Source organism: Actinomadura flavalba DSM 45200 (assembly GCF_000374305.1).
Classification (GTDB): domain Bacteria; phylum Actinomycetota; class Actinomycetes; order Streptosporangiales; family Streptosporangiaceae; genus Spirillospora; species Spirillospora flavalba.
The window spans coordinates 384,029-397,524 of the sequence record NZ_KB894097.1; the positions used below are offsets into that span (position 1 = coordinate 384,029).

General features: G+C 74.2%; 11 protein-coding genes. 5 read left to right on the plus strand and 6 right to left on the minus strand.

Annotation, left to right across the window (positions count from 1 at the left end; all coding sequences use genetic code 11):
- The first annotated feature begins 9 nt into the window (after positions 1-9).
- Genes C229_RS0120500 through C229_RS31275 form a run of 3 tightly spaced genes read left to right on the plus strand, consistent with a single transcriptional unit; the run spans position 10 to position 2,269 of the window.
- Positions 10-762 (plus strand): LamB/YcsF family protein, encoded by a 753-nt coding sequence (locus C229_RS0120500; RefSeq protein ID WP_018656980.1) that lies wholly within the window; start codon positions 10-12, stop codon positions 760-762.
- Positions 759-1,355: a 5-oxoprolinase subunit PxpB gene (gene pxpB / locus C229_RS0120505; protein WP_026313991.1), complete on the plus strand. Its 597-nt coding sequence runs from the start codon at positions 759-761 to the stop codon at positions 1,353-1,355. The genes C229_RS0120500 and pxpB overlap by 4 nt, the downstream gene beginning before the upstream one ends.
- On the plus strand, positions 1,352-2,269 hold the full coding sequence (locus C229_RS31275; RefSeq protein WP_018656982.1) for a 5-oxoprolinase subunit C family protein: 918 nt from the start codon (positions 1,352-1,354) through the stop codon (positions 2,267-2,269). The genes pxpB and C229_RS31275 overlap by 4 nt, the downstream gene beginning before the upstream one ends.
- On the opposite strand, the gene C229_RS0120515 is transcribed toward C229_RS31275, so the two are convergent.
- On the minus strand, positions 2,193-3,275 hold the full coding sequence (locus C229_RS0120515; RefSeq protein WP_033424580.1) for a winged helix DNA-binding domain-containing protein: 1,083 nt from the start codon (positions 3,273-3,275) through the stop codon (positions 2,193-2,195). The two genes, C229_RS31275 and C229_RS0120515, sit on opposite strands and share 77 nt — an antisense overlap.
- Before the next feature lie 21 nt (positions 3,276-3,296).
- Positions 3,297-5,771 (minus strand): AAA family ATPase, encoded by a 2,475-nt coding sequence (locus tag C229_RS0120520; protein ID WP_018656984.1) that lies wholly within the window; start codon positions 5,769-5,771, stop codon positions 3,297-3,299.
- A gap of 137 nt (positions 5,772-5,908) precedes the next feature.
- On the opposite strand from C229_RS0120520, the gene C229_RS0120525 reads away from it, so the two are divergent.
- Positions 5,909-6,655 (plus strand): ribonuclease HII, encoded by a 747-nt coding sequence (locus tag C229_RS0120525; protein ID WP_018656985.1) that lies wholly within the window; start codon positions 5,909-5,911, stop codon positions 6,653-6,655.
- 37 nt (positions 6,656-6,692) lie between these two features.
- Entirely contained in the window at positions 6,693-7,334 is a 642-nt protein-coding gene (locus C229_RS0120530) for an HhH-GDP family DNA glycosylase (protein ID WP_018656986.1), read from the plus strand.
- Here the strand turns inward: C229_RS0120530 and C229_RS0120535 are convergent.
- The 4 genes from C229_RS0120535 to C229_RS0120550 form a co-directional block, all read right to left on the minus strand.
- Positions 7,331-7,993: a nitroreductase family protein gene (locus C229_RS0120535; protein ID WP_026313992.1), complete on the minus strand. Its 663-nt coding sequence runs from the start codon at positions 7,991-7,993 to the stop codon at positions 7,331-7,333. The genes C229_RS0120530 and C229_RS0120535 overlap by 4 nt on opposite strands.
- 38 nt (positions 7,994-8,031) lie before the next feature.
- Positions 8,032-9,504: a TerD family protein gene (locus C229_RS0120540; RefSeq protein ID WP_026313993.1), complete on the minus strand. Its 1,473-nt coding sequence runs from the start codon at positions 9,502-9,504 to the stop codon at positions 8,032-8,034.
- Between the two features lie 86 nt (positions 9,505-9,590).
- On the minus strand, positions 9,591-10,556 hold the full coding sequence (locus C229_RS0120545; protein WP_018656989.1) for a pirin family protein: 966 nt from the start codon (positions 10,554-10,556) through the stop codon (positions 9,591-9,593).
- Between the two features lie 89 nt (positions 10,557-10,645).
- Entirely contained in the window at positions 10,646-13,474 is a 2,829-nt protein-coding gene (locus C229_RS0120550) for a vitamin B12-dependent ribonucleotide reductase (RefSeq protein ID WP_018656990.1), read from the minus strand.
- Positions 13,475-13,496 lie beyond the last annotated feature (22 nt).

Below are 13,496 nucleotides of genomic sequence, written 5' to 3' on the forward strand. Positions count from 1 at the left end.
AATGGCGCCATGGCGGTCATCGACATCAACGCCGACCTCGGTGAGGGGTTCGGCCGGTGGGAGCTGGGCGACGACGCGGCGCTGCTCGACGTCGTCACGAGCGCGAACGTGGCGTGCGGTTTCCACGCGGGCGACCCGCTGATCATCCGGCGGGTGTGCGCGGGGGCGGTGGCGCGGGGCGTGACGATCGGCGCGCAGGTCTCCTACCGCGACCTGGCCGGGTTCGGACGCCGCGAGATGGACGTGGCGCCGGAGGAGCTGACGGCCGAGGTCCTGTACCAGATCGCCGCGCTGGACGGCGTCGCCCGCGCCGAGGGGGGCAGGGTCGCGTACGTGAAGCCGCACGGGGCGCTGTACAACCGCATCGCGCGCGATCCGGCGCAGGCGGCGGCGGTGGCCGACGCCGTCCGCGCCTACGACGCGTCGCTGCCGCTGCTGACACTGCCCGGATCGGCGGTGTACGGCGTCGCGGACGGGCTGACGGTCGTCGCGGAGGCGTTCGCCGACCGCGCCTACCGGCCGGACGGGACGCTGGTCCCGCGCCGCGAGCCGGGCGCCGTCGTCCACGACCCGGGCGCGGTCGTGCGCCGCGCCCTGGACATGGCGGCCCGGCACCGCGTGACGGCCGCGGACGGCACGGACGTCACCGTCGAACCGCGCTCGCTGTGCGTCCACGGCGACACCCCGGGCGCGGTCGACCTAGCGCGCGCCGTCCGTACGGCCCTCACCGACGCGGGCGTGACGCTGGAGCCGTTCGCGTGAGGGTGCGGCGGGCCGGAGACCGGGCGGTGCTGGTCGAGACGGAGGCGCCGGGGCGGTTCGACGCGGCGGTGCGGGCGGCGGGGCTGGACGGCGTCGTGGACGTGGTGCCCGGGGAGCGGACCGTCCTGGTGACGACGTCGGGCGACGCGGCGGCGCTGGCGGACGCGCTGGCGCGGCTGGAACCCGTGGCGCGCGGGGACGAGGGCACGGGCGTCGTGGAGATCCCCGTCGTGTACGACGGCGACGACCTGGCGGACGTGGCCGACCTGGCGGGCCTGAGCGTCGAGGAGGTGATCGCCCGGCACGCGGGCGCCGAGTACACCGTCGCGTATCTGGGGTTCTCCCCCGGCTTCGGGTATCTGACCGGGTTGCCGGAGGAGCTGCACGTCCCCCGCCGGGACACGCCCCGCACGTCGGTGCCCGCCGGATCGGTCGCGGTGGCGGGGCCGTACACGGCCGTGTATCCGTCGCCGTCGCCGGGCGGGTGGCGGCTGCTGGGACGTTCCGCGCTCACGCTCTGGGACGTGACGCGGGAGCCGCCGTCGCTGCTGCGGCCCGGGATGCGGGTCCGGTTCGTCCGGGAGGCGCCGTGATCGAGGTGCTGCGGCCGGGACCGCTCACCACCGTCCAGGACCTCGGCCGTCCCGGCTACGCGCACCTGGGCGTGCCGGGGTCGGGCGCGGCGGACGCGGGAGCGCTGCGGCTGGCCCACCGGCTCGTCGGCAACCCCGAGGACGCGGCGGCGCTGGAGCTGACGTTCGGCGGACTGGCCGTGCGGGCGCTGCGGGGCGTGTGGGCCGTGGTGACGGGCGCGCCGTCGCCGGTGCTGCGGGACGGACGGCCGCAGGGGATGAACGCGCCGTTCTTCGTCCCGGCGGGCGCGACGGTCGAGGTCGGGACTCCGGAGGCGGGGTTGCGCGGCTATCTGGCCGTACGCGGCGGTCTCGTGCCCGGCGCGGTGCTGGGCAGCCGGTCCACCGACCTGCTGTCGGGCCTCGGCCCGGCGCGGGTCGCGGCGGGCGACCGGCTGCCGGTGGGGCCGTCGGCGGGGCTGGCGCCGCTCCGCGTGGACGTCGCGCCGGTGGCGCCGCCCGCCGCCGCGCCGGTGCTGCCGATCGTCCCGGGTCCGCGCGACGACTGGTTCACCGGCGCCGCGCTGAACCGGCTCGTCACCGAGCCCTACACGGTGTCGGCGGACGCGAACCGCGTCGGCGTCCGGCTGGAGGGGCCGCCGCTGGCCCGCTCCCGCGACGGCGAGCTGCCGAGCGAGGGCATGGTCACGGGGGCGCTCCAGGTGCCCCCGGACGGCCGCCCCATCCTGTTCCTCACCGACCACCCCACGACGGGCGGCTATCCGATGATCGCCGTCGTGGCCGCGTCCGCCTTGGACGCGGCGGCGCAGCTCCGCCCCGGCCAGCACGTTCGCTTCGTCAACCGTCCAGGAGCGGGCGGAGCCGGTCGATCTCGTCGGCCAGCGCCTCCTTCGGGAGGTCATCGAAGGGGGTGACGGTCACCTCGCCGTCCGTCGTCTCCCAGACGCCCGCCGCGCGGCCCCGGTGCAGGACGACCGGGGAGATCCAGCCCGCCGGGCGGCTCACGGCCGTGCGGTGCTCGGCCGGGACCAGGTACGTCGCGGACGTCCCGGCGCCCAGGACGTACTGGTCGAACGGGCCGAGCAGCCGGATCTCGGGGGCTTCCGGAGCGGCGGAGATCGCGTCGGCGTGCTCGGACAGGACGGTCATCGCGGTGCCGTCCACCTCGATCTCGGTCGTCTCGTCCGCTAGGGCCGCGAACCAGCGCTTCACGTCGCGCTTGCGGTTCATGCCGCGCATGAGCCACCGGTCGAACGTCTCCGGCGTGGCCGGGCCGTGCGCGCCGAGGAACGACCGGAGCACCGTGCGCGCCGCGTCCTCCTCGTCCGCGACCGGCCGCCGGCCGGGCAGCGACGACGGCGCCGCGAACGTCACGCGCTGCCCCTGCGGCGGCCCGTAGACGAGCACGCCCTTCCACGCCAGCGGCTTGAGCAGCGTGCCCCAGCCCGAGCCCAGCACCTCGGCGAGGTGCCGCGACCCCGTCCGCTCGACGATCGCCGCCGTCAGCTCCTCGCGGGTGAGCGCCGCCCCGCCCGCCAGCGCCTCGCCCGCAGCCTCCGCCATGGCCTCGATGTCGGCCGGAGACGCGCCGAACGCCTTGGTGAAGCTCGGTTTCTCCCAGTTGCGCACCTGCGCGCACAACGTCGCGTACGCCCCGGCCTCCTCGACCGGCAGCAGATGCAGCGTGCCGCGCATCGCCCACGTCTTCACCAGCGCGCCGTCGGCCAGCGCGCGTTCCACCTCGCCCGCCGACGGCCGCCCGCGCCGCACCGCGACGGCCAGCGCCGCCGACGACGCCACCTGCGCCTGCACCCCGCACAGGCGCCGCGCGACGTCACCGGCCGAATCCGCCTCCGGCCCGGCCAGGAACTGCCGCCCCATCCGCCACGCGAGCACCTGCCCCCACGTCACCGCGCTCATGCCCCGCATGACATCACACGCCTACGACAGGAACAGCCGCTGGGTCAGCTCCGCGAACGCGTCCCGGACGTCGTCGGCGGTCAGGACGGTGAGGTCCTCGGCGGTGGCGTCCGCCAGCTCGGCCGCGCGCAGCGCCCGGCACGCGGACGCCTTCTCGTACAGCGACCGCGCGAACCGGCCGTTGCCCAGCTCGTCGATCCGGCCCTGCCCGACGACCCGCTGGAACACCAGCGCGAGGTCGTCCAGCGCCCGTTCCTCCCACACGTCGCCGCCCTGCTCGGCCATGAGCTGCGCGATCCGCAGCAGCTCGTCCGGCCCGTAGGACGGGAACTCGACGCGGACGCCGAACCGCGAGGCCAGCCCCGGGTTGGACGCCAGGAAACGGTCCATGTCGGCGTCGTAGCCCGCGAGCACGACGACGAGCCGGTCCCGGTCGTCCTCGGCGCGCTTGAGCAGCGTCTGCACGGCCTCGGCGCCGAACGCGTCGCCGCCCGCGTAGCCGGGGTTGGCCAGCGCGTACGCCTCGTCCACGAACAGCACGCCGCCGAGCGCCGAGTCGATCACCTTGTTGGTCTTGATCGCGGTCGAGCCGAGGTGGTCACCGACCAGGTCGGCGCGCTGCGCCTCGACCACCGACGGCCGCGCCAGCAGGCCGAGCGCCGCGAACACCTGCCCGAGCGCCCGCGCGACCGTCGTCTTGCCGGTGCCGGGCGGGCCGGTGAAGACGAAGTGCCGCGTCGGCGGACGCGTCACCAGGCCCTGTTCCTGGCGGAGCCGGTCGACGCGGAGCTGCGCGGCGATCTGCCGGACCTGCCGCTTCACCGGCGCGAGCCCGATCATCGCGTCCAGCGAGCCGAGCGCCTCGTCCAGCGTGGGCGTCTCGGCGTAGTCGCGGAAGCGTTCGGTGACCTCGGCGTAGGCGGCCTCGACGTCGGCGGCGCGCAGCGTCACCAGGTCGTCGGCGGACGGCGGGACGCCCGTCACCGCGTTCACCACCCGCAGGTCGCGGGCGCGGGCGGCGGCCTCGGCCAGCGACCGGACGAACCGCCCGTTGCCGAGTTCATCCACGATGCCGCGCCGCCGCACCTCCTCGAACCGGTCGCGCAGCCGCTCGCGCGCGTCGTCGGCGAACCGGTCGCCGCGCAGCTCGACGTGGTAGTCCGCGATCCGCAGCAGCTCCGGCGGCCGGTACGACGGGAAGTGCACGCGGGTGCCGAACCGCGACGCCAGCCCGGGGTTGGAGTCGAGGAACTCGGCCATCTGCGCCTCGTACCCGGCCAGGATGATGACGAGGTGGTCGCGGTCGTCCTCGGCGCGCTTGAGCAGAGTCTGCACGGCCTCGTTGCCGAACCGGTCGGGCTGGCCCTCGGCCGCGTTGACCAGGCCGTACGCCTCGTCGATGAACAGCACGCCGCCGAGCGCGGAGTCGACGAGCTCGTTGGTCTTGATCGCGGTGGCGCCGAGGTGGTCACCGACGAGATCGGCGCGGCCCGCCTCCACCACCGACGGCGTCGGCAGCAGCCCGAACGCGTAGAAGATCTTGGCCAGGACGCGGGCGACCGTCGTCTTGCCCGTCCCGGACGGGCCGACGAACACGAAGTGCCGCATCGGCTTCTCCGTCGGCACCCCGGCGGCGGCGCGCAGGTGCGCGGCCTCGATCGACGCGGCGACCGAGGACACCTGCCGCTTGACCGGCTCCAGCCCGACCATGTCCGCCAGTTCGGTCAGCGCCTCGTCCACCGAGATCGGCGGCGGCACCGGCTCGCCCCGCTCGGGCGGCGCGGGCGCGGCGGCGGCGCGCTGCTCGTAGGCCGCCTGCACGGCCGCCGGCACCCCCGTGGCGGCGGGGTCGCCGTCGCGGGGTCTCGGCACGGTCATGGCGTCCCCTCCCGGAGCGGCCGGTGCCTGCTCCTGCTCCTGCACCCATCCCGTCTCGTACGCCTCCGCGGCCACCGTACGGCGTGCGCGGTTCCAGCGGTACCCGAGGACGGCGGCAGCCAGCACCCACGCGGGCAGCACCCCGGCCGCCGGGGCGAGCGCGGCGGTGGCCGCCGCGGCGATCCCGGCCAGCAGCAGCGCGACCAGCGCCGTCCGCCACGGCGCGTACCCGCTCAGCCGCAGCGCGGCGAACGCGACGGGCAGGGCGAGCGACGCCAGCAGCAGCGCCTCGTAGCCGCCGTCCGGATACCGGGACGCCAGCGGGAACGACGCGGCGAGCCAGGCCGCGACGACGAGCACGACGGCCATGCCGGCCGGGGACCGCAGCGTCAGATGGACGACGACGAGCAGGATCGCGGCCGACGCGGCGGCGGCCGGAACGGGGAGGTTCGCCAGGACGGCCCCCGCGACGATGCCCGCGAGCAGCACGACGCCGCCCAGGAAGCGCAGGCCCGCCGGGATCTGGAAGTACCGGGAGCGCAGGCGCTCGAACAGATCCCGTGCCGTCGTGGCTATCGCCGTCGCCGGGCGGGAGCGGAAACCGCCGAACTGAGCCATCTCACCGAGTAAATCGCAGGACCGACCGGAACGGGACTACCCGGGCAAGGTCGATTGACACGCGTGTTGTCCGGCCCGGCCGCGCCGCGCCGCGTAGGGTCGGGCCTGACCCGCCGTTTCCTTCCCCGGAGCCCGCCGTGACCGACGCCCTGCCCGGCCTGCCCGACGCCGCCCCGGTTCCCGCTCCGGCGGGCTACGCGATCGAGGACGAGTTGCGGGCCGCGCTCGGCCCGGTCCGCATCGCCGGGGTGGACGAGGTCGGCCGGGGCGCGTGGGCCGGACCGGTGATGGTCTGCGCGGCGGTGACCGATCTGTCCGCGCCGCCGGAGCTGCCGGGGCGCGGGGGCAAGACCGTCCGGCTCACCGATTCCAAGCTGCTGACGGCCGCGCACCGGGAGGCGTTCGCGGACGTCCTGCCCGGCTGGCTGGCCGGGCACGCGATCGGGTCGGCGTCCCCCGCCGAGATCGACGAACTCGGGATGACGGCCGCGCTGCGCCGCGCCGCCGTCCGCGCGCTGGAGGCGCTGCCCGAGCCGCCCGACGTCGTCCTGCTGGACGGCGGGCACGACTTCCTCGGCCGTCCGTGGCGGGTGCGCTGCGCGGTCAAGGCCGACCAGCGGTCGGTCACCGTCGCGGCCGCGTCCGTCCTGGCCAAGGTGCGCCGCGACGCGCTGATGGCGGGGCTCGGCGCCGAGTTCCCCGGCTACGCGTTCGCTGAGAGCGCCGGATACCCCTCGCCCGACCACCAGAAGGCGCTGGCCGAACACGGGCCGACGCCACATCACCGGATGTCCTGGTCCTATCTGGACGATCTGCCCAAGTGGCGGCACCTGCGCACCCACCGCGACCCGCTCGCCGGGGAAGGCCAGCTCAGCCTGCTCTGATGCGTCACCGCCGGGCCTCGCGGGTAGGGCCGCGTGCATGGACGACGTCGTGGAAGAACTGCTCAGGGACGCGGGCAGCGAGACCTACGCCCGGCAGGCGGGCTTCGCCGTCAAGGACCAGCCCGCCGCGCTGTTCAAGCTGCTCGTGCTGGCCAACCTGCTGAGCGCCCGCATCAACGCCGACATCGCCGTCGCGGCGGCCCGCGAACTGTACGCGGCCGGGGGCGGCACCGCGCGCGGCATGCGCGACCTCACCTGGCAGCAGCGCGTGGACGCCCTCGGCCGGGGCCACTACCGCCGCTACGACGAGTCGACGGCGACCCGCCTCGGTGAGTGCGCCGACCTCGCCCTGGACACCTACCGGGGCGACCTGCGGCGGCTCGCCGACGCGGCCGGTGCGGACGCCCGCCGCGTCCGTGAACTCCTCCAGGAGTTCCCCGGCATCGGCCCGACCGGCGCCGACATCTTCTGCCGCGAGGCGCAGGCGGCCTGGCCGTGGCTGCGCCCCTACCTGGACGACCTCACACTGAAGGGCGCCGACCGGCTCGGCCTGCCCACCGACCAGAAGCGCCTGGCCCGCCAGGTGCCCGACGACGACCTCGCCCGCTTCGCCGCCGGTCTCGTCCGCGCCGCGCACGACAAGAAGCTCGCGGACCGGCTCGTCAAGGCCGCGCGCTAGAGCCGGACGATCACGTCGTCGTGCGGTTTGCGGGTGATGTCGGGAACGGTGGCGCCCTCGGCGGGATAGCCGACCGGGATCACGACGTAGGCGCGTTCCTCGCGGGGCCGTTCGCAGACCTCGTTGAGGAACCGCATCGGGCTCGGCGTGTGCGTCAGCGTCGCCAGCCCCGCCTGGTGCAGCGCGGCCAGCAGGAGGCCGACGGCGATGCCCACCGACTCCTTCACGTAGTACGGGCGCGGGGTGCTCGGACCCCGGTGGACCTCGAACACCACGATCACGGCCGGGGCGTCCTCCAGGAACGGCTTGCTCGCGTCGGTGCCGAGCGGCGCCAACGCGTCCAGCCACTCGGCCGAGGCGCGATGCGCGTAGAACTCGCGTTCGGCGGCCTCGGCCGCCGCGCGGAGCCGCCGCTTGCGCTCGGGATCGGTGAGCACGACGAACCGCCACGGCTGGAGGTTCGCGCCGCTCGGCGCCGTCGCCGCCGCGCGGACGGCGTGCTCCAGCACGTCGGCGGGGACCGGGCGCGCGGCGAAGTCGCGCACGGTGCGGCGCAGCGCCATCACGTCCGCGAACGCCTCCGCCCGCGCCACCGCCTGCGCCGCCGGGACGTCGAACCGGGGGGCCGGGACCACCGGGTACCGCTCGGCAGGGCTCATGCCCTCGTTCCTATCCCGGCGGCGCCCGGCCCGCAAGATCAGTCCTTGCCGCGAGCCGCGACCCACTCCAGGTTCCAGCCGTACGCCTGGTCGACCGACATCTTGCCCCAGCGCGGACGGCCCGGCGGCGGCGGCACGAACCGGCCCTCGCGGCGGACGACCAGCTCGCCGTTCACGTTCTCGATGAGCGCGAGGACGGCGTCGCGGGACGCGTCGGAGCAGTCGTCCATGCGCATCTCGATGGGCGGCGCGCCGACCGGGTACAGCGTGGCGATGGCGTCGAGGCCGCGGAAGTCGTCGGCGCCGTCGTAGATCTCGGCGAAGACCAGGATGCGGCGGAACTTCGCGGTGTGGTCGAGGTTGATCGTGAGGTTCTCGCCCGCCGCGACGGCGCCGGTGCGGTCGTCCTTGTCGAGCTGGATGAACGGCGCCTTCTGGAGGCTGCCCATGTCGCCCAGGGCGTGGATGATGCCCTTGCGGCCGTCCTGGAGTTCCCACAGGCAGCACAGGTCGAGGTCGAGGTCGTGGCCCCGGCGGCGCTTGCCGAACAGGCCGGTGGCGACGCCCGCGCGGGCCGTCCAGTTCAGGTTGACGCGCATGTTGCCGGACGTGGCGCCGTGCTTGGTCAGCGACACCGACGGCGCGTTCTTCGTCAGCGAGATCGCCCCGCCGCCCGACGGCGCCGCCTGCCGCCCACCCGGCGGAGGCGTGTACTGCCCACCCGGCGGCGGAGGCGGCGGGGCGTACTGACCGCCGGGCGGAGGCGGAGGCGGGTAAGCACCGCTGGGCGGGGGCGCGTACTGGCCGGGCGGTGTGGGGGCGCCACCGGCCGGAGGGGCGTACTGGCCGGGCGGCGTGGGTGCGCTACCAGGCGGCGGGGCGTACTGACCGGGCGGGGGCGTGTGAGCGCCGCCGGGCGGGGGCGTGTACTGCTGCGCGGGCGGCGGAGGCGGCGTGTGCTGCGGCGGCGCGGATGGCGGGGCCGGGGCTTCGTCGACCGTGATGCCGAAGTCGGTGGCGAGCCCGGCCAGCCCCGAGTCGTAGCCCTGGCCGACGGCGCGGAACTTCCACGCGCCCTGACGCCGGTACAGCTCCCCGAGGACGAACGCCGTCTCGGTGGTGGCGCCGGGGCTGTCGAACCGGGCGATCTCCGCGCCGGACGCGGCGTCCAGCACCCGCACGTACAGGCCCTGGAACTGCCCGAACGTGCCGCCGTCCGCCGAGGCGGCCACGACGACCTTCTCGACGGCGGGTTCGACCCGCGCCAGGTCCACGGCGAGCACGTCGCGCACCTCGGCCCCGCGCTGCTTGCCCTCGTGCCGCACGGCGCCCGACGCGTGCGCGGGCTGGTTGTAGAAGACGAAGTCGTCGTCGGACCGCACGCGGCCGGCGTCGGTCACGAGCAGCGCGGACGCGTCCGCGTCCGGAACGCCCATCCCGCTGCGCCACCCGAGCTCCACCCGCACCGAGGCGGCGGACACCGGGGTGTTGGCGCCCTTCTGCATGGACATGTCGCGTTCCTCCTCCTGCCGGACGGCGTCCGGTCCCTCGTCGTCGGAGACGGACGACGCGGCCGAGAGGTTCCCGGACCGCGACGTCAGCGCGTCCGGCCGCGCGCCTTCAGCGGCGTGGCCGGCAGCGGCGGCGCGGGCAGCGGCGGCCCCGCGTACCCGTGGACGGTCCCGAACCGCTCCCCCGCGTTCCACTGCGCGCTCGCCTGCGCGATCTCCTCGCCGGTACGCCCGACGAAGTTCCACCACATGACGAGCCTCTCGGCGAACGGCTCCCCGCCGAGCAGCACGAACCCGGCGTCACCGTACGCGCGCAGCGGCAGCTCGCGCCGCCCGCAGCCGAGATACAGCATCGATCCGGGCGCGAGCCGAACGCCGTCCACGTCGGTCTCGCCCGACATCGTCAGCACCGCGTACTCGAAGTCGGGCTCCAGCGGGACGGCGACCTCAGCCCCGTCGCGCAGCGTGACGTCCGCGCCGACGATCGGCGTGAACGTGCGTCCCGGCGAGACGGCGCCGTCGAACGCGCCGAGGACGACGGTCGCGTCGAACCCGCCGCCGGTGACGCGCGGCAGGTCGCCGTGGTGCTCGAACGCGGGCTCGGTGTGGCGGTGCTCGTCCGGCAGCGCCACCCAGAGCTGCGCGCCGTGCAGGACCCGCGAATGGTCGGCGGGCGACTCCTCCGAGTGCGCGATGCCGCGTCCCGCCGTCATCAGCCCCAGCTCGCGCGGCCGGACCGTCTGGAGGCTGCCGAGGCTGTCCCGGTGCAGCACTTCGCCGCCGTGCAGCCAGCTCACCGTCTGCAACCCGATGTGCGGATGCGGCGGCACCTGCATGCCGGGTTCGCCCGCGATGTCGTCCGGCCCGTAGTGGTCGACGAAGCACCACGCCCCGACCATCCGCCGCCCCAGGCTCGGCAGCAGCCGCCGCACGACCGTGCTCTCCCCCAGCGGCACGTCCCGCGCCCGCAGGACCTCCCGCACCGGCGCGGCCGACACCTCGTCCCGGCCCCCGGTCCGCACCGCCTCGGGCCGCACGTCCAGATCGCTCAACGCCGTCCTCCTCGCTCGCCGGACCTCTCACGCTAACGCCGAAAGGGGGAACCGGCGGACCGGTCCCCCCTCGTGCCGGACGCGTCAGGCTAGCTGCAACCGCTGGTGGAGCCGCAGCCCTCGCAGACGTAGCAGCTTCCCGCCGGGCGCATCTTGGTGCCGCAGGTCATGCAGAGCGGCGCGTCGGCGGTGCGGCCCTGGACCGCCTCCAGAGAGGACGGCTGCGGCGTCGCGGGAGCCGGGGCGGCGGCCGGGCGCGGCTCGGACGGCGGGGTGATCTCCGCCGTCTGGGCGAGCATGTCGTGCTCGACGTCCGCGTCGGCGTGCAGGGTCGCCGGGTCTTCGCCGTTGGCCTGCATGGCGCGCTCGGCGGCGGTGAAGATGCCGAGTTCGGCGCGCTGGTCGAACGGCATGTTGTCCAGCGCGAGACGGCGGAAGATGTAGTCCATCACCGACGTCGCCATGCGGATGTCCGGGTCGTCGGTCATGCCCGCCGGCTCGAACCGCATGTTGGTGAACTTCTCCACCCAGGTCTCCAGCGGCACGCCGTACTGGAGGCTGATGGAGATCGCCATGGAGAACGCGTCCATCACGCCAGCGAGCGTCGAACCCTGCTTGCCGAGCTTGAGGAACACCTCGCCCAGGCCGTCGTCGGGGTAGGACGACGCCGTCATGTAGCCCTCGGCGCCCGCCACCGAGAACCGCGTCACCGTCGCCGGGCGCTGCTTGGGCAGCCGCTTGCGGACCGGACGCGGCGGCTCGGCCACCGCGACCGCGGCGGGTGCCGGGGCGGCCTTCTCCTTCTTGCCCGCCGCCGACAGCGGCTGGCCCACCTTGCAGTTGTCGCGGTAGATCGCCAGCGCCTTCAGGCCCAGCTTCCAGCCCTCGAAGTACACCTTCTCGATGTCCTCGATGGTGGCCTGCTCCGGCATGTTCACCGTCTTGGAGATCGCGCCCGACAGGAACGGCTGCACGGCCGCCATCATCCGGACGTGGCCCATCGGCGGGATCGCCCGCTCACCCATCGCGCAGTCGAACACCTCGTAGTGCTCCAGGCGCAGGCCGGGAGCGTCGACGACGTGGCCGTTCTCGGAGATGTACTCGACGATCGCCTCGATCTGCTCCTGCTGGTAGCCGAGGTTCCTCAGCGCACGCGGGACCGTGTGGTTCACGATCTGCATCGAGCCGCCGCCGACGAGCTTCTTGAACTTCACCAGCGCCAGGTCGGGCTCGATGCCGGTGGTGTCGCAGTCCATCATGAGGCCGATGGTGCCGGTCGGCGCGAGCAGCGACGCCTGCGCGTTGCGGTAGCCGTTCTTCTCACCGGTCTTCAGGCACTCGGCCCACTGCTTCGCGGCGGCGGCGTGCAGCGACGCGTCCATCGTGTCCAGGGGACGGACGTCGTCGTTGGCGGCGGCGTGCTTGCGCATGACGCGCTTGTGCGCCTCGGCGTTGCGCGCGTAGCCCGCGTACGGGCCGACGACGCCCGCCAGCTCCGCCGAACGGCGGTAGGCGACGCCCGTCATCAGCGAGGTGATCGCCGCCGCGAGCGACCGGCCGCCCTCGGAGTCGTAGGCGTGGCCCGTCGCCATCAGCAGCGCGCCCAGGTTGGCGTAGCCGATGCCGAGCTGCCGGTAGTCGCGGGTCGTCTCGCCGATCTTCTCGGTCGGGAAGTCGGCGAACGTGATGGAGATGTCCATCGCGGTGATGACCAGCTCGGTGAGCTTGACGAACCGCTCCACGTCGAACACGTCGTTCGCGTCGAGGAACGTCAGCAGGTTGATGCTGGCCAGGTTGCACGACGAGTTGTCCAGCGACATGTACTCCGAGCACGGGTTCGACGCGGTGATGCGGCCCGTCTCGGGGTTGGTGTGCCAGTCGTTGATGACGTCGTCGTACTGGATGCCGGGGTCGGCGCACTCCCAGGCGGCCTTGGCCATGAGGCGGAACAGGTCCTTGGCGGACACCGTCTCCACGACCTCGCCCGTCATCCGGGCGCGCAGCGCGAAGTCGCCGCCGCTCTCGACGGCGCGCATGAACTCGTCCGACACGCGGACCGAGTTGTTGGCGTTCTGGTACTGGACGCTGCCGATGTCCTTGCCGCCGAGGTCCATGTCGAACCCGGCGTCGCGCAGCGCGCGGATCTTGTCCTCCTCGCGCGCCTTGGTCTCGATGAACTCCGCGACGTCGGGGTGGTCCACGTCGAGGACGACCATCTTGGCGGCCCGCCGCGTCGCGCCGCCGGACTTGATCGTCCCGGCGGAGGCGTCGGCGCCGCGCATGAACGACACCGGGCCGGACGCGGTGCCGCCCGAGGACAGCAGTTCCTTGGACGAGCGGATGCGCGACAGGTTCAGGCCCGCGCCGGACCCGCCCTTGAAGATGATCCCCTCTTCCTTGTACCACTCCAGGATCGACTCCATCGTGTCGTCGACCGACAGGATGAAGCACGCCGAGACCTGCTGCGGCGACTTGGTGCCGACGTTGAACCAGACCGGCGAGTTGAAGCTGAAGAGCTGGTGCGCCAGGGCGTACGTCAGCTCGTGCTCGAAGATCTCCGCGTCCTCGGGCGTGGCGAAGTAGCCCTGCTCGCGGCCCGTCGTCGCGTACATGCCGACGACGCGGTCGATGAGCTGCTTGAGGCTCCATTCGCGCGCCGGAGTGCCGACGGCGCCCCGGAAGTACTTGGACGTGACGATGTTCACCGCGTTCAGCGACCAGAAGTCGGGGAACTCGACGCCGCGCTGCTCGAAGTTGACCGAGCCGTCGCGCCAGTTCGTCATGACGACGTCGCGGCGCTCCCAGCGGATCTCGTCGTACGGGTGCACGCCGGGCGTGGTGAAGATCCGTTCGACCTTCAGCCCCTTGCGGCCCCCCTTGCCCCGCTTGGCCGCCGAACCGCTCACCGTCTCCGTCATGGACTTCCCCCTCCGGACCCGC

Bases quoted from the DNA above. Each gene is read 5' to 3' on its own strand.
- C229_RS0120530 (WP_018656986.1), top strand. From the start codon at position 6,693: ATGGACGACGTCGTGGAAGAACTGCTCAGGGACGCGGGCAGCGAGACC.
- C229_RS0120500 (WP_018656980.1), top strand. From the start codon at position 10: ATGGCGGTCATCGACATCAACGCCGACCTCGGTGAGGGGTTCGGCCGG.
- C229_RS0120550 (WP_018656990.1), bottom strand. From the start codon at position 13,474: ATGACGGAGACGGTGAGCGGTTCGGCGGCCAAGCGGGGCAAGGGGGGC.
- C229_RS0120515 (WP_033424580.1), bottom strand. From the start codon at position 3,275: ATGAGCGCGGTGACGTGGGGGCAGGTGCTCGCGTGGCGGATGGGGCGG.
- C229_RS0120520 (WP_018656984.1), bottom strand. From the start codon at position 5,771: ATGGCTCAGTTCGGCGGTTTCCGCTCCCGCCCGGCGACGGCGATAGCC.
- C229_RS0120540 (WP_026313993.1), bottom strand. From the start codon at position 9,504: ATGTCCATGCAGAAGGGCGCCAACACCCCGGTGTCCGCCGCCTCGGTG.
- C229_RS0120535 (WP_026313992.1), bottom strand. From the start codon at position 7,993: ATGAGCCCTGCCGAGCGGTACCCGGTGGTCCCGGCCCCCCGGTTCGAC.